Source organism: Desulfonema magnum, from assembly GCF_017377395.1.
GTDB lineage: Bacteria > Desulfobacterota > Desulfobacteria > Desulfobacterales > 4be13 > Desulfonema_C > Desulfonema_C magnum.
The window spans coordinates 5,433,414-5,453,769 of record NZ_CP061800.1 but is presented as its reverse complement, the minus strand read 5'-3'; the positions used below and the strand labels follow the sequence as shown (position 1 = coordinate 5,453,769).

18 protein-coding genes are annotated in these 20,356 nt (G+C 42.5%); 9 read left to right on the top strand and 9 right to left on the bottom strand.

All coding sequences use genetic code 11. The features are described 5' to 3' along the window. Positions 1 to 350: 350 nt before the first annotated feature. On the bottom strand, positions 351 to 1,883 hold the full coding sequence (locus tag dnm_RS20880) for an SDR family oxidoreductase (RefSeq protein WP_207678833.1): 1,533 nt from the start codon (positions 1,881 to 1,883) through the stop codon (positions 351 to 353). 285 nt (positions 1,884 to 2,168) lie between these two features. Here dnm_RS20880 and dnm_RS20875 point away from each other — a divergent pair, with 285 nt between their 5' ends. Further along, the gene (locus dnm_RS20875) at positions 2,169 to 3,374 is read left to right on the top strand and encodes a methyltransferase domain-containing protein (protein WP_207678832.1); all 1,206 of its coding nucleotides are present in this window, start codon (positions 2,169 to 2,171) and stop codon (positions 3,372 to 3,374) included. Between the two features lie 60 nt (positions 3,375 to 3,434). Further along, positions 3,435 to 3,830, top strand: coding sequence for a pyridoxamine 5'-phosphate oxidase family protein (locus tag dnm_RS20870; protein ID WP_207678831.1), 396 nt, complete (start codon positions 3,435 to 3,437; stop codon positions 3,828 to 3,830). Between the two features lie 300 nt (positions 3,831 to 4,130). Here the strand turns inward: dnm_RS20870 and dnm_RS20865 are convergent, their stop codons facing one another. Beyond that, positions 4,131 to 4,499, bottom strand: a complete 369-nt coding sequence (locus tag dnm_RS20865; protein WP_207678830.1) for a Uma2 family endonuclease — start codon at positions 4,497 to 4,499, stop codon at positions 4,131 to 4,133. 238 nt (positions 4,500 to 4,737) lie between these two features. Further along, positions 4,738 to 5,136 carry a hypothetical protein gene (locus tag dnm_RS20860; protein WP_207678829.1) on the bottom strand — a complete coding sequence of 133 codons (399 nt, stop codon included), beginning with the start codon at positions 5,134 to 5,136 and terminating at the stop codon, positions 4,738 to 4,740. Positions 5,137 to 5,269: 133 nt separating this feature from the next. Between dnm_RS20860 and dnm_RS20855 the strand changes: the two genes are divergently transcribed. The 5 genes from dnm_RS20855 (at position 5,270) to dnm_RS20835 (ending at position 10,973) form a co-directional block, all read left to right on the top strand. After that, entirely contained in the window at positions 5,270 to 7,261 is a 1,992-nt protein-coding gene (locus tag dnm_RS20855) for an Hsp70 family protein (RefSeq protein ID WP_207678828.1), read from the top strand. Between the two features lie 51 nt (positions 7,262 to 7,312). Beyond that, a complete protein-coding gene (locus tag dnm_RS20850; RefSeq protein WP_207678827.1) occupies positions 7,313 to 8,149 on the top strand; it encodes a hypothetical protein in 837 nt (278 codons plus the stop codon). Next, positions 8,142 to 9,374, top strand: coding sequence for an Hsp70 family protein (locus tag dnm_RS20845; RefSeq protein WP_207678826.1), 1,233 nt, complete (start codon positions 8,142 to 8,144; stop codon positions 9,372 to 9,374). The genes dnm_RS20850 and dnm_RS20845 overlap by 8 nt, the downstream gene beginning before the upstream one ends. Before the next feature lie 72 nt (positions 9,375 to 9,446). Continuing rightward, the gene (locus dnm_RS20840) at positions 9,447 to 10,688 is read left to right on the top strand and encodes an ISAzo13 family transposase (RefSeq protein ID WP_246555998.1); all 1,242 of its coding nucleotides are present in this window, start codon (positions 9,447 to 9,449) and stop codon (positions 10,686 to 10,688) included. 54 nt (positions 10,689 to 10,742) lie between these two features. Then, positions 10,743 to 10,973 carry a hypothetical protein gene (locus tag dnm_RS20835; protein WP_207678825.1) on the top strand — a complete coding sequence of 77 codons (231 nt, stop codon included), beginning with the start codon at positions 10,743 to 10,745 and terminating at the stop codon, positions 10,971 to 10,973. 92 nt (positions 10,974 to 11,065) lie between these two features. Here dnm_RS20835 and dnm_RS20830 read toward each other — a convergent pair whose 3' ends face one another. Next, positions 11,066 to 12,307 (bottom strand): ISAzo13 family transposase, encoded by a 1,242-nt coding sequence (locus tag dnm_RS20830; RefSeq protein ID WP_246555998.1) that lies wholly within the window; start codon positions 12,305 to 12,307, stop codon positions 11,066 to 11,068. Positions 12,308 to 12,517: 210 nt separating this feature from the next. On the opposite strand from dnm_RS20830, the gene dnm_RS20820 reads away from it, so the two are divergent. Further along, entirely contained in the window at positions 12,518 to 13,621 is a 1,104-nt protein-coding gene (locus dnm_RS20820; RefSeq protein ID WP_207678824.1) for an Hsp70 family protein, read from the top strand. A 453-nt stretch (positions 13,622 to 14,074) separates the two neighbouring features. Then, positions 14,075 to 14,953, top strand: a complete 879-nt coding sequence (locus dnm_RS20815; RefSeq protein WP_207678823.1) for an RpnC/YadD family protein — start codon at positions 14,075 to 14,077, stop codon at positions 14,951 to 14,953. 433 nt (positions 14,954 to 15,386) lie between these two features. On the opposite strand, the gene dnm_RS20810 is transcribed toward dnm_RS20815, so the two are convergent. The 5 genes from dnm_RS20810 to dnm_RS20790 form a co-directional block, all read right to left on the bottom strand. Then, the gene (locus tag dnm_RS20810) at positions 15,387 to 16,079 is read right to left on the bottom strand and encodes a YqiJ family protein (protein ID WP_207678822.1); all 693 of its coding nucleotides are present in this window, start codon (positions 16,077 to 16,079) and stop codon (positions 15,387 to 15,389) included. Positions 16,080 to 16,086: 7 nt separating this feature from the next. Continuing rightward, on the bottom strand, positions 16,087 to 16,770 hold the full coding sequence (locus dnm_RS20805; protein WP_207678821.1) for a PspA/IM30 family protein: 684 nt from the start codon (positions 16,768 to 16,770) through the stop codon (positions 16,087 to 16,089). A gap of 288 nt (positions 16,771 to 17,058) precedes the next feature. Then, on the bottom strand, positions 17,059 to 17,820 hold the full coding sequence (locus tag dnm_RS20800; RefSeq protein WP_207678820.1) for a sulfite exporter TauE/SafE family protein: 762 nt from the start codon (positions 17,818 to 17,820) through the stop codon (positions 17,059 to 17,061). Then, positions 17,810 to 18,439, bottom strand: a complete 630-nt coding sequence (locus tag dnm_RS20795) for a HAMP domain-containing protein (protein ID WP_207678819.1) — start codon at positions 18,437 to 18,439, stop codon at positions 17,810 to 17,812. The genes dnm_RS20800 and dnm_RS20795 overlap by 11 nt, the downstream gene beginning before the upstream one ends. 1,425 nt (positions 18,440 to 19,864) lie before the next feature. Beyond that, positions 19,865 to 20,353 carry a reverse transcriptase domain-containing protein gene (locus dnm_RS20790; protein WP_337833584.1) on the bottom strand — a complete coding sequence of 163 codons (489 nt, stop codon included), beginning with the start codon at positions 20,351 to 20,353 and terminating at the stop codon, positions 19,865 to 19,867. Positions 20,354 to 20,356: the final 3 nt, after the last annotated feature.

Below are 20,356 nucleotides of genomic sequence, written 5' to 3'. Positions count from 1 at the left end.
CAGCCGTCTCCCCTCCCCTGATGTCATTCCTGCGAAAGCAGGAATCCATTGTGACAAGCGGACAGCCGTCTCCCCTCCCGTGATGTCATTCCTGCGAAAGCAGGAATCCATTGTGCCGGCCGGACAGCTATCTCCCCTCCCCTGATGTCATTCCTGCGAAAGCAGGAATCCATTGTGACAAGCGGACAGCCGTCTCCCCTCCCCTGATGTCATTCCTGCGAAAGCAGGAATCCATTGTGACAAAGCAAACAGGTATCTGCCGTTCCTCCCGTGGAAAGCCAAGGTTTTTGTCCGAACCGAATCAGAAAACCTGATCATCGAGTATAAACAAGACAATCCTCATTTCGCGTTTATTTCAGAGGGAAAGAACAGTCATCGGGAATTTTCGGTGTAAACCGTTCCGGCCCCAGCGTAATGGGGCTTTGGATAAGTTCGGCAATAGATTTCAGCATTCCCGCGAAGATCCACTGATGAAAAGGATACAGGGAAAACCAGTAAAGAAAGCCTTCGAGTCCCCGGGGTAAGAATCGGGAAAGCAGCCGAAGCTCAGTTTCGCCATTTTTCAGCGGCGTAATTTCAATTTCAAGCAAGGCTTCTCCCGGAAGTTTCATTTCCGAAAGCAATACAAGACGACGGGGCGGTTCTATTTTCAAAACGCGCCAGAAGTCCAGCGCGTCGCCGACGTATGTCTGACGGTGATGACGCTTTCCCCGGCTTAGTCCCATACCGCCTGCCAGGCGGTCAATACTGCCTCGGATCCGCCACAGGATGTTTCCGAAATACCATCCGGTTGTTCCTCCGATACGACAGACAGGGTCCCACACTTCTTCAGGCGCTGCCTTCAGATGTGCGCGATAACCGCACTCCAAAATCGTTCCGCCAGTGTAATCCGCATCTCCGCAATAGGCCCATTCCGGAGGCTTCAGACAGCCCGCGTCAGACCAGCAGGTTTCAACATTTTTTTGCCGTATTCTTTCCAGAGCCAGAGAGATGGCTTCCCGGCAGCTTAACAGACGCTGAGGAACAATGGCACGAATCCGGTTGTCTTTACAAATCACCGGGTTTCGCAGCCCCTGGGTCAGCGGAACTGCGAGGGACGCGGGCACCGGCGTGATCAGATGAATCCAGTACGCGCTCAGGCCCGGGGTGAGAAAAGGCACAGGAATAATCCGGCGTTTCCGAAGTTTTGCTTCTTCTGCATAAATCTCCAAAAGTTTCTGATAAGACAGAATATCAGGTCCGCCGATATCAAAGGTCCCGCCCAAGGTCTCGTCTTTTTCAAGGCATCCCCGGAGATAATACAGGACATTACGAATGGCAATGGGCTGGTTCAGGGTACGAACCCATCGGGGGGCAAGGATGACCGGCAGGCGTTCCATGAGATAGCGCATGATTTCAAAGGAAGCGCTGCCTGATCCTAAAATCATGGCCGCACGGAGAAACGTGGCCGGAACCGGTCCGGCCTGAAGGATTCGGGCGACTTCGTGCCGGGAACGCAGATGTTTGCTCAGGGAGCCTTTTTCAGTGTCGCCCAGGCCCCCGATAAAGATAATTCGATTTAATCCGGCTTTTGCCGCGGCCGCGGCCATATTGCCGGCCGCTCTTCGATCTGCTTCTTCAAAATCCTTTTCTCCCGGGCCCATGGAATGCACAAGATAGAAGGCTGCCCAGCATCCTTGTGCAGCTTTGTATAAGGACGCGGGATCAAAAACATCTCCGTTTACCAATTCAATGCGAGGATGCCGGGCCCAGTCCCGGGAACCCAGTTTGTCCGGCGATCTTCCCATGGCCCTTACCTGATATCCCGATTCCAGCAGCAATGGTATCAGCCGGCCCCCCACGTATCCTGTGGCTCCTGTGACTAAAACAGGCTCTGAGCGCATATGAATCCTTTCCTTTCTGATGTTCGGAGTGCCAAACTTGCAGTTTGGCAGAAGCCTCCCGCTCTCGGAGTATCATCTGAAACATTTGCCAAACTGTAAGTTTGGCACTCCGGAGCGACAGATATTTTTTTATTTCGTTAAAATGCCAATCAAAGCTTGCCATGTCTGAAAATTAACTTATATTTTGTATGATGAGTTAAGTGAAATGTCAACCTTTTACTAACGCATTTTATAAGCCGGCTTCTCATTAAATCGCGTTCAGGAAACACAGAAGAGGTGTTTATTATGAGAACAACAAATACAAATGCGCTCGCGAATATTGAGTTTCAGGTCCGATGGAAAAGCGATTCAGCGGCTCATACAGACTGCTATTACGGACAGGGAATTAATTTCTGGAGAGATTGTTTTCCTTCGGAATTGTATGAGATGCTTATGGGAAAATCAGCCGGCCAGGAAGCAGAACTTGTTTTCAAACCCGGTGATATTGTATCTGCTTATGATGCCAAAAAGACTTTTTATATAAAACAAAGCCAGTTTGACAGTGAATTTGATGCCAACGCGCTTACCGAACCCCGGGCCGGACGGTTTTATCCCAAAGGCATTCTCAAGGGGATTCCCAATGTCTTTAAGGAGAACATGGAGCCGTTCCGATGTGCCGAGGTGAATTCTCAGATTATCGTGGATTTTAACCATCCCCTGGCTGAAAAAGAATTACACCTGAACACTCGCATCGTATCGGTGCAGGATAAACCGACGGACCGGGGAGGAACCTGCACGGACTGGATGGAAAACATCACTCACGGTCCCGGAATGCAGGCCAGATGGAAAGCAAAGCCCACGGAATTCTTTGCAGATGACCCGTTTGTCAGAACCGAAGAAACCCCGGATGGTTTGTTTTACGAAACCCCCCGCCTTGTCACACACATTGACGACACCGCCATTCAAATTATTACAGAACATTACAAAAACCTTCTCGAACCCGGCATGAAAGTGCTGGATCTGATGAGCAGTTGGAAATCTCATCTTCCCAATGATCTTGCGTTTACCAGTGTCACGGGGCTTGGACTGAACCGGGAAGAGCTTGAAAATAATCCCCGTCTCACCGAGCATGTCATTCACGATCTTAATGAGAACTCTTCGCTGCCTTTCGGAGATGAAACTTATGACGCTGTTGTGTGTACGGTATCTGTCGAATACATGACACGACCTTTTGAAGTGTTTGAGGAGGTGGCGAGAATTCTCAGACAAGGGGGATATTTTATTGTCACATTTTCCAACCGCTGGTTTCCGCCGAAAGTAGTAAGAATATGGCAGAATATTCATGAATTTGAGCGTGTGGGTCTGGTCACGGAATATTTTTTGAAATCAGGGAAATTCAAAGAATTGGACACGTTTTCCCAACGAGGACTGCCAAGACCGAGTGGTGACAAATATGCGCATGAGTTAAGATACTCGGATCCCGTCTTTGGTGTGTGGGCGCGGAAATTATGATCTCAAAAATATGAAAAAAAGCACGAAGATACGATGCTTCGTGCCTGAAAGGAGGATCGCATGAATCTGAAAGATTATTTTGAAAATACAAAAGGAACCGGCGTTCTCGCCACAGCAGACAGCGAGGGCAGGACAGATGCGGCTGTTTTCGCAAGACCTCATATTTTGGAGGATGGCACGGTGGCAATGATCATGCGGGATCGCCTGACCCATAAGAATCTGCAATCCAATCCGCACGCCACCTATCTGTTTATGGAACAAGGCCCCGGGTACAAAGGAATAAGACTCTTTCTGACCAAAACAGGGGAAGAAGAAGAGACCGAACGGCTGTATTCATTAAGACGCAAAACGTATTCTCTCGAAGCCGAGGATACAAAAGGGCCTAAATTTCTTGTAATATTCAAGCTTGATAAGGAATTACCGCTCATCGGTCCGGGGGAGCCGGAGAATGAATGATAACTGCCGAAACTCATCCGAACTAATGGCAGGGCTCGGAATGCCTTCAAAGCGTGTTCCCACCCAGAGTATGAGAACGAGAAGTGTCCGGCAGGAGCAGAGTCGGTTCAAGTGAATAAAATCTTAATGCTTCTCTGACAATGCTTTCCGCATTTAGTCCCGAAGGGACGAGTGAAAATAGCCCGGCAATTCATTGCCGGGGACGAATTGACAACTGACAAATAAAACCAATAAAATTACACCACGCCCCATTTTTTCAGCACCGTCAGCAAAAGCGGCAGCGGTTTCTGCCAGAGCCAGTCAGTCCGGATATAGGAATGAGCCTGAAAACTCCTGATTCAGAATGTTAAAATTCCGCTCCGCTTTTTCCTCATCCGGATCAATGAGCCAGTATTCCCGGACACCGCCCTTTTCGTATTCTGAAAACTTCTCTTTTTTGTCACGGGTTCGGCTTTCCGGGCTGATGATCTCCGCTGCGATATCCGCGGGGCCGTCCAGAAAGGTTTCTTTCAGCCGTCCCGTGTTCTCACGGCTCACAAAGAGAATGTCCGGCTCACGACCGGGAAGGTTCCTGCCGGTTTTCATCTGAAACGGAGCGGAACAGACAACTCCTGAATCATGGATTTCAACAAAATTAAAAGCCGGGTTTTTATCTGAAAACATTTTCATAACGGAGGGCAAAAAACCCGGCTTTTTTATGAGTGTTTATTTACGGACTGATCACAGACCTGATTGGTGTTTCCGATAATCCGAACACGGTCATACACCCGGAATCATCAGCGGTGTTCTGAAACCGGAGTTAAATTCATTCAGTATATCGCAGAGATTAAGTATCTGAGCAAAAGTTTTTTATATTTTTCGGGAGGACAGAAAAGAAACCCGGCTTTTTCCGCCGCCGGAGGGGGCGTCATCCCGGGAAAAAAGCCGGGTTTCTTTCCCGGGTGAATATGAAAAAACTTATGCTCAGGTACTTATGTCCGGTTCCGGGACACTGCCACTTCTGTCTTTTTATCATATCCGCCAAGACCCACAGGTAATTAAAATTGGAGAGAACGCCTCGGCCAGTAAAGAATTCGACGAGGCAGTCCCGCAGTGTTTCCAACGGTATGTCGTCAGAACCACGCATTGTTTTATTATGACATTGGCTCCGGGTGCTGTCAAGAAGCCGGAAGGGCCACGGATGTCGGGTAAAAAGCACAGTCGGATTGAAATCAGCAGACTCATATCTGTCTCTCAGATTCAGACCGTCCCATAAGGCCGTCAGAAACCTGCCATTTTTTTCAATATTCGGGGATGATTCAGACATCAGGTGAGCTTGACCGTATGTGTTTCCATGTAAAGAGACTGAAAGGAAGTCAGAAAATTGTTGCAAAATTTCGGGATATGTTGTAAAGAGTTATTCCTTTTATTATAAAAGCAGAACATCGGGGGGAAATACAATGCAAATTGAAAATTCTGATACAGCCCTTGAAGCTGTCAAAGGCAGGGAAATAGGAATAGACTTGGGAACCTGCAACTCTGTCGTTTCATATCTTGAAAATGGGAAAATAAATATTTTACGAGTAAAGAATGAGGAGATCATACCTTCAGCGATATTTTTTGAGAATCGAAATGAATTACTATACGGCTTGATAGCGCTTCGGAAGGGATTTCAGTACCCTAAATCTGTAGCAAGATTGTTCAAAAGAAAATTAAAGGATAAAACAGACAAAATAAAAATCGAATTCAAGGACAGAGTATCCAAAACTTACATCATTGATACAAATGTATTCATAGATGAGCCGGATATTTTGAAATGCTTTCAGAAATATGATGAAATTGTCGTTTCAGCAAAGGTTATTGATGAATTGTCATATCGGATGGAACAGCCTGAAACTGAATTTCAGGCTAAGGTAGCCATCAATAACATCAAAGAACTTGAGGAAAGACTGATTTTTGAAAGTTCTGATTCTTCGCTTTTACCAGAAGATTTGGACACAAGGAACGATGACAATTTAATCCTTTCGATTGCATTTAAAATAAAAGATAAAAATCCTGTATTGCTGACATCAGATAAAGAATTTCAACTAAAATGCAAAGCTTATAATATCAGTTTTCAATCCTTGAATGATTTCAAAAAGGATTCCATTAACAAACGGGAAACGATTGGAATAACAGGAGAGGAGGCAAGTGCTTTATTTTTAAGATACTTAAAGGATGAAGCCAGCAAAGCCATTGGCCCGGTTTCCAATGCTGTTATTACTGTTCCGGCAAACTTTAACAATGTTGAAATCGAATCCACAAAACGGGCTGCTAAGAAAGCCGGTTTTGAAGAAGTGACTATTTTAAAAGAGCCAACAGCGGCTGCCATCGCTTATGGTTTAGGTGTTGAACAAGATAAAAATATATTAATCTATGATTTTGGGGGCGGCACTTTTGATGTTTCAATAATAAAAGTCCAAACTGATAAAACATTAACAGAAGATCAAACAGATAAAATATTTAGGGTCATCAATACGGGAGGGGATGCAAATCTCGGAGGAGAGGACTTAACCCGGGAGCTAATTAATTTTATTTATGATGAATTAGAAGAAAGCCTTGGATTGGATATGTACCGTCTTGAAGATAGCGGTTTATCTTCAGAACAATACCTTTACAATGAAACAAAAATTTATGAAGAGGCAGAGCTTTCAAAAATCCGACTTTCTCAGTTTAAAAGAACAGAGATCAGTTTTCCTGTATTATATACCAGGGAAGAACAAAGGGCTTGGTCGCTGACAGTTACCAGAAATGAATTTGAGAATCTGGTCAGAGACAAAACTAAAAAAACTCTTGATGCTTTGGGCAAAACACTGAACGGGGCAGATTTAAATGCAGAGGACATTGATATTGTAGTTTTAGCTGGCGGAACTTCTTTGATGCCCTTCATTCAGGAGAGAGTCAGAAGGTATTTTGGGAAGTCCCCGAACTGTGAGAAGAACACCGCAACTGTTATTGCACAAGGTGCTGCAATTGTAGCCAGTTCCAAATGGGATAATGCTGAGGGTGGTATTCAGGAAGAAATAATAATCTATGAAAAAACTGTCGCAGATTTTGGTATTGAGCTCAAAGGTCATAGATTTGACTGTTTAATTCCTGCCGATACTGAATTGCCAGCAATCAAAGAAAAAAATTACTCGCCTGTAATAGAGAGACAGAAAGAATTACGTATATCTGTTTATCGGCGTAGTAAGCAATATCAGACAGAGACAAGAATTTTTAATGATGGAATTGATTATATTGATAAAATATCAATTTCTAATTTGCCGCCAATGAATTTTCAGGATACCATCAGGGTCAGCTTTGAGTTGAACAAATATGATATTCTAAATGTTAATGTTAAAATTATCAGTGAAAATAAAGAATTAATAGACACAGGAGAAGTAAGTATTGAAAAAGCGAGTGATAATTGATGTGAAAATTATAAAAACGAGAGATTTGTTATGAGCATCAATGAGACAAAATTGGAACATCTTGATTTTCAAGACATAAAAAAGTTAAACAGGGAGTTTTTTTCTCTTTTTAATAAAGAGAATTTTATTTTAGAGATTAAAAAGAAAGAAAATCTGAAGGATATTGTTTTTCAAGATATAAAAGCGTTAAACTATACATTCTCTGTTTTTTTCAGAGAAAGCCCATCTCCAAAGATTGAAAACACGAGCAGTCTTATAAAAAAATTCATGTTAATCCCTTCTGAAATACCGTTTTACGAAAGATTAAACAGTCCTGATGAAATTAAAAGTCTGTTAAACAGGTTCAAAAAATTAGCTGTCACTTTGGAAACTTCGGTTGATAATATTGCTGAGGATTATGAACGCCAGTCTGAAAACAGTAAAATAGCTGAACCGGTTAATATGATTTCCAGGATCATTCAACAATTTTTAAAAACAGTCAAATACCAAATTGAAAGATTTGATATTAAAAATGTTGTCACGGTTAATGATATCCGATATCAGTTTTATCTTTTTTTAAAGCCTCTTTTGAAAGAAAATCTGATAGAACGTGTTATTCCAGCTATTTTTATAGGAATGAAAAACGGAGAGGCTGATGATGTTTATGAATCACTTTTAGGGAATATTAACAAATTATTGTTTGCTCTGGGGGTTCATACTGCGGGGATTGAGGCGGGCCAAAAAATAAATTTTGAAATTTGTGAAGTAATATCCTCAGACCAAAATAAAACTGATGATCATAGGTTGTCAGATACCATAAAAGAGGTCAGGCAGTTGCCATATATTTTTGACAATAACCATGTTTTAGTTGATGGTAAAGTGGTTGTGTGGAGGGTTGTCAATGGTTGACGGATTATATCTTGGAATAGATTTCGGAACAGCGACAAATTATGTCACAAAATGGGATCCGGAAAGGAAGATCGCTGTTCCGGTGAGAATTGACAAAAGGCTGGAGGGCGATAATTTTTTCGACAATGTTATCTATTATGAGTCTTCTGAAAACCGAATGATCGGAAAACTCGCATTTCAAAGGAGTATTGACGATCCTTTGAATGTTGTTGAGGGGATTCGGGATAAACTTGGACGTGACAACTGGAAACAGATGATTCCGTCTTTAGGCTGCGAACTTTCATCTGAGGAAGTTACCGAAGATATTTTCAGAGAAATGAAAAATCGTGTTGAACAAATCCATGGCGGCATCCCTGTCAAGGGGGTTGTGCTTGGCATTCCTTTTTCTTTTCAGAGTGAAGAAATCTCAAGATTAAAAACAGCATCTGAAAATGTAGGGTTAAGCATAATAAAACTAATTGAAGAGCCTGTTGCCATAGCTATTGCCTGCGGATTGTTTGACAAGCTATCTGATAAAAAGAGGGAAAAAGTTCTTATTTTTGATTTAGGAGGTGAAACATCTGATATTACGATTTTTGATCTGTTCAGGCAATCAAATAATGTCGTTGGCATTGAACTTTTATACACAAAAACTGATGCTCTGGGCGGGAAAAGAATTGAAGATATCCTAATAAAAAAATTTGAAGAAAATATCGGTTACGAACTGGCACTGATACCGGATGAAAGACAGCGCAGAAAAGATCATCTGATGTTGATTGAAGCAGCAAGAGAAGTAATACAAAATTTATGTGCAGATGAAGAAGATGAAGTTTTCTGTTCTGGTTTGGATGGCGGAAGGATATTTGAGAGAAAGATCAGTTTGAGAGAATTTAACAAATGGCTTCGCGGACACGGATTTATCAGCAGAATAAAAGAGATGCTTCAAGATGCACTTGATGAGGCAGGTGATATTGACAGAATCATTTTGGCAGGAGGTTCCGGCAATATTCCGATCATTCAATCGGAAATTCAGAATTTTTTTGGTCAGCAGCCTGAACTCGTTGGAAATCCTGCTGAATTCATCGGCAAAGGAGCGGGAATTTATTGCGGCGGGCTTTTAACCGGAAATTTAAACTATGAAATCATTACTCCGATTGGCAGCGTCAGCAGCTATGACATCGGCTTAAAAGTGGGGGAGAAATTTATTCCATTTAGGAATGAGCATGAAATAATATGCCCATTTTGATTTTTATATGTTAAAAAATTGCGTAATCCTGTAAAGTGTATTTCAAAATCACTTTATCAAAAGGAGATTATTATGCAACCCTATTCCTTAGAAGTAGAAGAAATCATGCGGCGATACTATGAGAGTCTGAATGAAAAAGACCGCCGGCGATATGCCGGTATTGAAGCTTTGAAATTGGGACATGGCGGACAAAATTATATTGCCAAAGTCTTGGGTTGCAGCAGGCGGACTGTGCGCAAAGGAGCGATCGAAGTAAGCGGCCTGCCCGGACACATCGTAGCAAAACAAATTGGAAAATCTCCTGCTGAATCTTCTGAAATACGTAAAAAAGGTGGCGGACGCAAACAGTATCTGACTGAGCACCCTGAAATAGACGAGCAGTTTTTGAATGTGGTGCGTGAGCATACAGCAGGAGATCCGATGGATGAAAAGGTACGATGGACAAATCTGAGGGAGTGGGAAATCGCGGAGGCTCTGGAAAAAAAATACGGAGTAAAAGTGAGTCGTAACATTGTCCGTCAATTGCTCAAAAAGCATGACTATCGGTTGCGTAAAGCTCAGAAACGCAAACCTATGAAAAAAAACGTACCAGATCGCGACGCTCAGTTTGACAATATTTTGAAACTCAGATCAGAATACCGGAAGGCCGGTAATCCCGTTATCAGCATGGATACCAAGAAAAAAGAATATCTTGGAAATTTTTACAGGAAAGGCCGACTATATACGCTGGAGGAATTGCAAGTTTTCGATCATGATTTTACAAGTTTTGCCGAAGGTGTCATAATTCCGCATTGTTTTTATGACCTGCGACTCAATATCGGGTATGTTCAGGTGGGAACAAGTCATGATACCAGTGAATTTGCCTGTGACAGTTTCCGTCATTGGTGGTATGGTTACGGTTGCCGAATATATCCAAATGCCACGTCAGTTTTGATATTGTGCGATGGTGGCGGCAGCAACAGTTCCCGACATTACCTTTTCAAACAAGATTTACAAATTCTGGCGGATGAAATCGGGATTGAAATCCGAATCGCTCATTACCCGCCCTATTGTTCCAAATTTAATCCGATCGAACATCGCCTGTTTCCTCATATTACTCGTGCGTGTCAGGGAGTAATCTTTTCAAGTTTGGAGGTGGTGACTGATCTGATAGCCAAAACACATACCAAAAAAGGTTTAAAAGTCTTTGTCCATGTTATTGATAAAGTCTATGAAACCGGTCGAAAAGTTGCTGAAACTTTTAAATCAGAAATGCGAATTGTATTCGACAAAATTTTACCCAAATGGAATTATCGTGCAATTCCAATAAATTAAAATGGGAAAGTTATTTAATACCGATTCCTTATTGAATCAAACAGTAAATATGGAATGCTTTCTGACATTCGGTATTTTAATGTAAGACAGGACAGGGATATCATCGTTGATGTATATCAGCGTAATTCAGGCAAGATAACGCTTGTCGGTAAAATCAGAGCAGACAGATTACATTTGCCTGAAAATGTGATTGGTATTCAACTTGGAACAGATATTAACAGTAATGTTTTTTATAGTCTTTACAAAAAAAGTGAAGCAGAACCATTTTTTTCAGGGGGGATTTGATGACTACTATTTCACCAAATGATGCAAAAAAAGTATTAAAGGAGAAGGAGGAAGAAAAAGCTAAGGAATCGGTATTAAATAACTTTCCCATTTTAATTTATTGGAATTGCACGATAATTCCATTTGGGTAAAATTTTGTCGAATACAATTCGCATTTCTGATTTAAAAGTTTCAGCAACTTTTCGACCGGTTTCATAGACTTTATCAATAACATGGACAAAGACTTTTAAACCTTTTTTGGTATGTGTTTTGGCTATCAGATCAGTCACCACCTCCAAACTTGAAAAGATTACTCCCTGACACGCACGAGTAATATGAGGAAACAGGCGATGTTCGATCGGATTAAATTTGGAACAATAGGGCGGGTAATGAGCGATTCGGATTTCAATCCCGATTTCATCCGCCAGAATTTGTAAATCTTGTTTGAAAAGGTAATGTCGGGAACTGTTGCTGCCGCCACCATCGCACAATATCAAAACTGACGTGGCATTTGGATATATTCGGCAACCGTAACCATACCACCAATGACGGAAACTGTCACAGGCAAATTCACTGGTATCATGACTTGTTCCCACCTGAACATACCCGATATTGAGTCGCAGGTCATAAAAACAATGCGGAATTATGACACCTTCGGCAAAACTTGTAAAATCATGATCGAAAACTTGCAATTCCTCCAGCGTATATAGTCGGCCTTTCCTGTAAAAATTTCCAAGATATTCTTTTTTCTTGGTATCCATGCTGATAACGGGATTACCGGCCTTCCGGTATTCTGATCTGAGTTTCAAAATATTGTCAAACTGAGCGTCGCGATCTGGTACGTTTTTTTTCATAGGTTTGCGTTTCTGAGCTTTACGCAACCGATAGTCATGCTTTTTGAGCAATTGACGGACAATGTTACGACTCACTTTTACTCCGTATTTTTTTTCCAGAGCCTCCGCGATTTCCCACTCCCTCAGATTTGTCCATCGTACCTTTTCATCCATCGGATCTCCTGCTGTATGCTCACGCACCACATTCAAAAACTGCTCGTCTATTTCAGGGTGCTCAGTCAGATACTGTTTGCGTCCGCCACCTTTTTTACGTATTTCAGAAGATTCAGCAGGAGATTTTCCAATTTGTTTTGCTACGATGTGTCCGGGCAGGCCGCTTACTTCGATCGCTCCTTTGCGCACAGTCCGCCTGCTGCAACCCAAGACTTTGGCAATATAATTTTGTCCGCCATGTCCCAATTTCAAAGCTTCAATACCGGCATATCGCCGGCGGTCTTTTTCATTCAGACTCTCATAGTATCGCCGCATGATTTCTTCTACTTCTAAGGAATAGGGTTGCATAATAATCTCCTTTTGATAAAGTGATTTTGAAATACACTTTACAGGATTACGCAATTTTTTAACATATAAAAATCAAAATGGGCATATTATTTCATGCTCATTCCTAAAAGTCTTTGTCCATGTTATTGATAAAGTCTATGAAACCGGTCGAAAAGTTGCTGAAACTTTTAAATCAGAAATGCGAATTGTATTCGACAAAATTTTACCCAAATGGAATTATCGTGCAATTCCAATAAATTAAAATGGGAAAGTTATTTAATACCGATTCCTAAACAAATTTTCCATGAACCTATGGCGGCAGGTATTGCTTATGGATTTGAAGACAAATTAAATGAGAAAATTGCTGTAATTGATATTGGCGGAGGCACTTTTGATGTTTCGATTTTAGAAACAGAGGGAAATTCATATACAACACTTGCTATTGACGGAGATAATAAACTCGGAGGAGATAACTTCGATGAGATTATCCTGGATTTATGCCTTAAAAAAATTCGTCAGACAGTCGGTATTGATCTCTCAAATTATGAAAGGTCAGGGCTTTACAAAGACGATTTTTCTCAAGCCAAACAACGACTGATTACAGAAGCTGAAAGGAAAAAAATTGAACTGAGCAGCGTTGATGCAGTTACAATTGACATCCCTAACCTTTTTAAAAATGAGCATTATGATTTTTCAACTGAAATATCAAGGGAAACATTTGAGAATGCGTCAAATATTCTTTTAAAGAGAATTGAGCGCAGAATTGATAACTGTCTGAGCGAAGCTTCAATCGCTCCGTCAAAGATTGATAAAGTTATTTTAGTCGGTGGAACATCTTACATACCAATAATCCAAAATTATATTAGAGAGTTATTTGGTAAAAATCCTTATTCCGATAAAGATTTGTCAAAATTAGTGGCTATGGGAGCCGCTATAATTGCAGATGATGAAGGTAAAGTTCAACCAAAAGATATAATATCACATTCATTAGGTATTGAACTTCTTGGCGGAAGATTTTACAAAATATTAAAGAGGAATGAATTCTATCCTGTAACAATATCTAGAGTTTTTCCCTACCCTGGCAGAAACCCAGATAAGTTTGTTTTGGATATATATGAGGGAGAAGATGAATTATGCGCTAAAAATGCCTTCTATGGACGTCTCAATTTAGGAGGGATTGCGGATATCAGATCTGGAAAAGCCAAAGTTAAAGTCACTTTTGCGTTTGACAAAAATCGAGAGTTGCATGTTACAGCACAAGATGTGAAATCAGGGAACCAAAGATCAAAAACAATAAAAATTGCCAAAGATGTGAAAATAAATAAAGACCTGTAGGTAGTCACGGCATCACAAAAGCCCGATATTTCTTTGTTTAAAATTTGGAGAACTGTCAGCAGATGAAAAATGAGAAAATCCAACTGAAAGCGAATTTTTGAAAACAGTCCTAAAAAGCTGGACACCAGCTCTCCTCCGTCCCGGAGAGATGGCTGAGAAATCCGGACTTTTCAGTCTTTCCTCCGGGACTTACCAATTTGACTCACCCAGCAATGAATTGTCGAAGTATTTTCAGTTGTCCTTCCATAATCAATACCGATGCTGAAAGTGAAAACGGGCTGAAGCCAGCGATATACTGCTCTTAACATCATAAGGTCAGTGTGTCATTGTTTAATAAAATAAAAATGAACGAGAATTTAGTCGTTAAGACACTGTTTCCGACGGTAAGGGTGCCGCTTTGAAAACAGCCTGAAAAAGCCGGAAAATCTTGATCTTCTTAAGGAAAATAAAAAGTTGAAACCGAACCCGAAAACCCATGACTCCCTGTTCAAATGGCTGATTGCTTCGTTCACCCGGGAGTTTTTTGCCCATTATTTTCCCGATATCGGAATTGGAAAATGGGAGTTCATTGACAAGGAATTTGTGAAAAAGTACGAGAGGCTGAAGGAAAGCATCCGGGGCGATCTGTTTCTGATCATGGAGACGGAAATTGACGGAGAACTCCGGGAAATCGTCATCCAGATTGAGCATCAGAGCAAAAAGGAGGATGTTTCAAGACGGGTGTTCGAGTATGCCTGCTATGCCTGGCTGCTGAGACAGAAACCGATCTGGAGCATTGTGATTTATACGGACGATGCGGTGTGGAGAAAGCCGGTTCCGGATGCGTTTTGGTATGGTTTTGATGCCATAAACGGAAAGCAGACCCACCATTTTGACGTGATAAAGGTGAAAGCCGAGAAGAGCGGCGATCTCATAAAAAAACATTCCCTTCTCTGCAAGCTCCTCGCACTGAAGGCCAATGACAGGGGAACAGACCCGGAACACCTGATCCGTGAGATTTACCGGGCGGCTTCGGAAATGAAAGACATTCTCACAAATGATCAGCATCTCCTTGTCGAACGGTGGGTGGATGCCTACAAAAAAGTACCGAAACAGACAAGCAACAGGATAAAAAAGGAGGTCAGCATGGAATTCATCGCAACGACAATTACCGAGCATATTCAGCATGAAAGTAAGATCGAAGGAAAGATCGAAGGAAAGATTGAGATGCTGGAGAACATGTATATAAAAAAAATGCTCTCAAAAGAACAGTTTGAAGAAATGGTTGCCCCGCTCCGCAAGGAACTGGCCGCGCTTGTGAAAAAAAATCAGGAAAACGAGACTGAACATTGATCTTCCTCAAAGCTGTCAGGATTATGGAGAGAAGGATATTCGGGCTTCCTCCGAAACATTCCTCAGTTGTTCATATGCCGGACGGAACCACGGTGACGGATTCCTGTGTGTTTGTCAAAGTTTATATGAAAGTGTCTGAAGTGAACTGAAGTGACTAAAGTTAATAAAGTGACTGAAGTTAAAAGTTCTTTCATGTTTCGTTGTGAGCGGACCGCTCATGCCCGTTTATATGAAAGTGTCCGAAGTGACTATAGTTAATAAAGTTAAAAGTTCTTTCATGTTTCGTTGTGAGCGGACCGCTCATGGCCGTTTATATGAAAGTGTCAGGTGTTAAGTGTTAGGAAAAACTGTAAAACTTTCATGTTTCGTTGTGACAGGCAGCTCATGGCCGTTTATCGGAATGGTAAGGGTCACGCGTACCCGGCTTTTTAATTCACTCTGATGATTCCGCGAGAACACTGCTGGTATTAGGAATAGCATAAAACACCGCCCCTGCCTGCCTGACCAGCAGCACCTCCGATCCGGTCTCAAAGATGGATTTCTCGGTGTCCGGCTCAACCATGACATAATGGGTCTGACCGTACTGATCCCTGAGCTTGGCCTGGGCCGGATGCCCCTGCTTTGCCGTGCCCAGGGTAATGACTGCTATCCGCCCGATAAAACTGGTTTCCGAGACCGCCTCGGTTTCATCTTTGGGAATAATCTTTGCCACTGCCATTCCGGAAAACTTCACGAAGAAGATGGCGACACCGAATGCCAGGGCAGACGAAAGAAGACCCGGAAGCAGTTGTCCCGTAATGTCGTGTGCGGCGGACTGTATGATCAGACCTGTCATCCCGAAGCCGAACAGGAACAGCACCATCAGTACGAGGACAGGGACTCTTCCGATATTGAACCAGCTCAGTAAATTTGACAGCGCATTGGGCGCGCCTATGTCTCCGACGTCAGCGTCAATATCCATATCCGCATCAACGTCAACGTCCATGTCCGGCAAAAACGAATCAATAAAAGAGGATGCCCCGAATCCCAGAAGTGTGGTCACACCTTCAAGCAGGCCGATACCCACCATCAGCCCCAGGGCAATGGCAAAGGGTATATTTTCCGTGGCAAGAATAAAAGCAATCATATGTGATTTATACCTTGTCCGTCATGCGTGTCCGGGCTGCCGCGAGGCGCTCCTGAATACGGTTTTTCCGTACAAGTTTTTCAAGTTCCGTAAGTTGGGCAGCGGTTTTCAAATCCGTTGACTCCCCGGGAAGACCGGTCTGTTTTTCCAGCACTCTGTCAAAAGCGGACTCTGCCCGGGAAAGACGAGCCTGAACATCATCACCCTGATTTTCTCCGGGGGACGCTGACGCAGGCACTTCGGATTTCGCCTGGCATTGTCTGAACTGACGGAGTTCTTGTTTCATCTCACGTTTCTTGGCCCGGAGCGCTCTGACAAAGCCTTCCAGTTCTTTTTCTTTTTGATTAAGTTCGCCGAGAGCGGATTCCAGAACCGGAATCTGGGCCTCGATGTCAAGTTGGCGGGAAATGGCTGCCTCTGCCAAGTCTTCCCGGTTTTCCCTGACTGCCAGTTCAATCTGAGTACTTAGTTCCTTGTGCTGATGATTGGCTTCGGAAAGGCGTTTTGATGCCATATGCTTACTGGCAAGAGTTTTTCCCAACTCAGCACGCACATCTTCGATGACACCGTCAACTTCAAGGATGGCGCTTTCCATGACAGCTTCGGGTGCGCTGTTCTCGAACGCGTCAATCAGTTGATGAATACCGCCACTGATAATCCTCCGAACCCGGGATGAAATGCTTTCTTTCATGGATATCTCCTTTGGGGTGTTAGGTGTTAAGTGTTAGGTGTTAGGTGTTAGGTGTTAGGTGTTAGGTGTTAGGTGTTAAGTGTCAGGTGTTAAGCTCGGCACACCGGAATCATATCCGGGGCTTAAAGCGAGAACAGGCTTAAACGGTCAGTCCGAAGCTGCCTTCAGAGTTTCATGAGATTTCAGCCTGAGTTGACTGAGACCGCTGCTTTAGCTATTGACCGGAGAATTGATCCCCCCGGCCGTATAGCCCTGATTTCAATTCTCAGTTATTAATTCTCAATTATTTTAATATGAATTATAAATCAGATGGATCCCCACAAGCGTAAGCAGGAAGATAAAAATTTCTTTTAACAGCCTTTCATCTATTTTTGTGGTAATTCTCGGCCCGATCTGTCCCCCGATGATGACACCCGGAACGCCCCATAATACAACTGAAAAATTTGCTTTTCCTCCGATAAGCAGATGCACAGACGACCCGATCACACAGGTTCCGAAGGTGATAAAAATACAAGTTCCGATGGCAATGCTCATCCGCAGGGACAGTTTGCTTCTCATCATCGGTATCAGCCACTCACTCATACTGATACTCAGCATTCCACTGACAACGGACGCGAGCATTGTCACCCAGGAATATCGCCAAGCTTTTCTGATTTCCGCTTTCGGTTCTCCCAGATCATCATATTTTTCATTTGATGAGACAAATAAAAACGCGGTTGTCATGACCAGTATTCCCAAGATGATTTCGATATGAGAAGCATCCACACGCTTTGCAAGATGAGCGCCTGCTGTAATGCCCGGTACTGCGATCAGAAGCAGAAACAGCGCAAGCCTGTGATCCACTCTTTTTTGCCTGAAAAAAGCAAGCGCACCTGATCCCATTCCGGCTGTTTGTATGAGCAAAGATGTCAGCACGGCAATTTCAGGACGTAATTTTAATATAATCAGAAAAAAAGGCATCCATAAAATACCGCCCCCAAGTCCGATGGACGATACTACCGTGGAGATCAGAATTCCTGCGGGAAATGCCAGCCAAGTTTCATGTATCATTTTTTATCGTATAAAAATTGAAATATTCAATAACTTCACTCAGCATCTCAAGTTCGGTTTTCAAATAGTCTGTTTTTTCCTTCAGATTCTCAATATCTTCAACAGCCAGCGTTTTTTTATCATTCAGTATGGCGGATGTATTTTCAACAAATTTATCACCTGATGAACACAGATTTTTGGAAAGCAGAATAATTTCCTGCAAATTGCTCGACATTTCATTAATAACATTGCCAAGTTCCGAGAGTTCGTTATTGGAGCGAACAGCTACGGTATAACTCAGATCACCTCTGGATATTTCCTTAGAGATTTCAATCATGTGTTGCAAGGGGCCTGTGATGTTTTTGATAAACATGGTCAGAACGATAATCATAACGCACAGGATAATGAAGATCATCAGTATGGCTTTGCTTCTCAGTTTGTCAATGGGAGCGAAAAGCGAGTCAGTTCCGATTTCACCTTTTGAATACATCTCAAAATTGGAAAGGAGTTCCTCTTTCAAATCACTTCCGTGGGTTTCGACAATGAATTCGATGCCCACGAGTAAGGAAGCAAACCCGATCAGCAAAAAATAAATGATCATGGTTCGCTGAAGACTGTAATATTTAGATGATGATTTCACAATTTCCTCTGTAAACGAAAAGGTCCGGCATCCGGCGGTCGGGTAATTTTTATTATCATAATAAAATTCATTAGGATTTTCAAGTTATTTTATTACAATTTTTCTGATTGTAACCAATACCGTTCGGCACGATTTTTGCATACATTTGTAACTAACTGAATTCATATATCCGGAAAACTGAAATCCCGAAATGTCCGCCGGGCGTTTTTCGGAAACAATTTCTCCAAAATGCGGAAATGCCGGGCATTTCCGTCCGGCTATGCAAAAATCATGCCGAACGATATTGGATTGTAACGGATTCAGGGGGAGGGCAGAGCAAGCCCGTAAGTTCGGCTTACTTGCGGCAACAGGTTTGCAGGTCCCCCGTAAGAGCGGCACATTCCCAGCATGATTTGCTACAAATATGCCGCCCGGCATGATGAATGTGTCCGCCCTGTGACAGCCGAGAAATTCAGGGGACACAGAAATTCAGAGGACACAATACTTAGGGTCTGTAAAAAAATAACTTGAACAAATAGTCAGATTCACATTTCCCAAAGGGATAAATGAGAAATATGGAAACTGCGGAGGTTATTTTTTTACAGACCCTTATTTTTGGACTTTGGACAAACAAATTTGCTTTAAAACAATTGTCTAAAATAATTACATTATTTTTAATTGTCATTAAATGCAAATAATATCAAACGGTTATAGCTATTTTTCTGTATTTAGCTATAATGGTCTGATTTTATTGAAATATATTTATTCGGGAGTTTGGGAAAATCAGCAGTTGCTCAAACTCCCAAATAAATAATTAACAAAAATATCAATATAATAGAATGATAAATAATATTTTATAATTATTTTAAATAGTTAATGTTTTATGTTATTAAATCAGTGTGATATATAACATTTTCATTTTAGGTTGATATTTTGTCCAAAGTCCAATTATTTATTCGGCCTTAATTTCCTGTCACCCGATGTTCAAGTTTTTTTCTTGACAACATAATATTCCGGGTAGTGTTTTAAAATCGGACTTGTCCCAATATTTACAGAATTGATTCAGAGAGTTATAAAGTTTAGCTCCATTTTTAGAACACTTCCCAATAAGCTCACCGGCATGCAGGGTGGAGCGGAGCGTAGCGGAACGGAACCCTGCGTGTCCGAAGTTTCGGGTAAAGGCATCAGTTACCTGACGCCCTCCCCACAGATCCGGACGTGAAGGTTTCCCTCATCCGGTTCCTCGGTTCTGATCCTTTTTACCGGGTCGGAAACCGGACAGGCGACACCCCGTCCGGCGCATGACTTTGCTGCCCACAGACCTTTTTTTTTCTCTCAGATGTTATGGATTATCCCGGGTAAAGGCAACGGGAATCCTGCTTTGATCTTCACGAAATTTTCCCATGTTATCCCGCCCTTGTGGCTCCGGCGACTCAGCCAGCACCGCTAGGCTTTCACCGCATGTTCATGAACAACAGCCGGTGCTTTGCAGTTGCTTCGTACTCCGTAATATCGGTAATATCCACGCAGCTTTTCACACAATGCCCCATATTGTTCTTTCAACGGTTTGTGACGGTTCCTTCTGCACCAGCCCCACGGTGATTTCAGGAAACGGGACAGTCTCTTCCCTGCTGTTTTCTTCTTTATCACCCGGTACCCCCGGAGGGTTTTTGCCCAACAGAATGCGAATCCGAGAAAGTCGAATGTTCCGGGTTTGTATTTCCCGGCTTTGTCCGGTCTGCCGAACATTATCAGTTTCGTCTTTTTCATATTCAGAGAAAGACCGAACCTTTCAAACCGTTTCGGCAGGACATCCATTACCCTGTATGCGTCTGATTCTGCCTCAGACCCGAGGATGAAGTCATCCGCCCATCGGATAATGAAACACCGCCCTTTCATACGGGGTTTCACCTCTTTTGCAAACCGGTCATCCAAAAC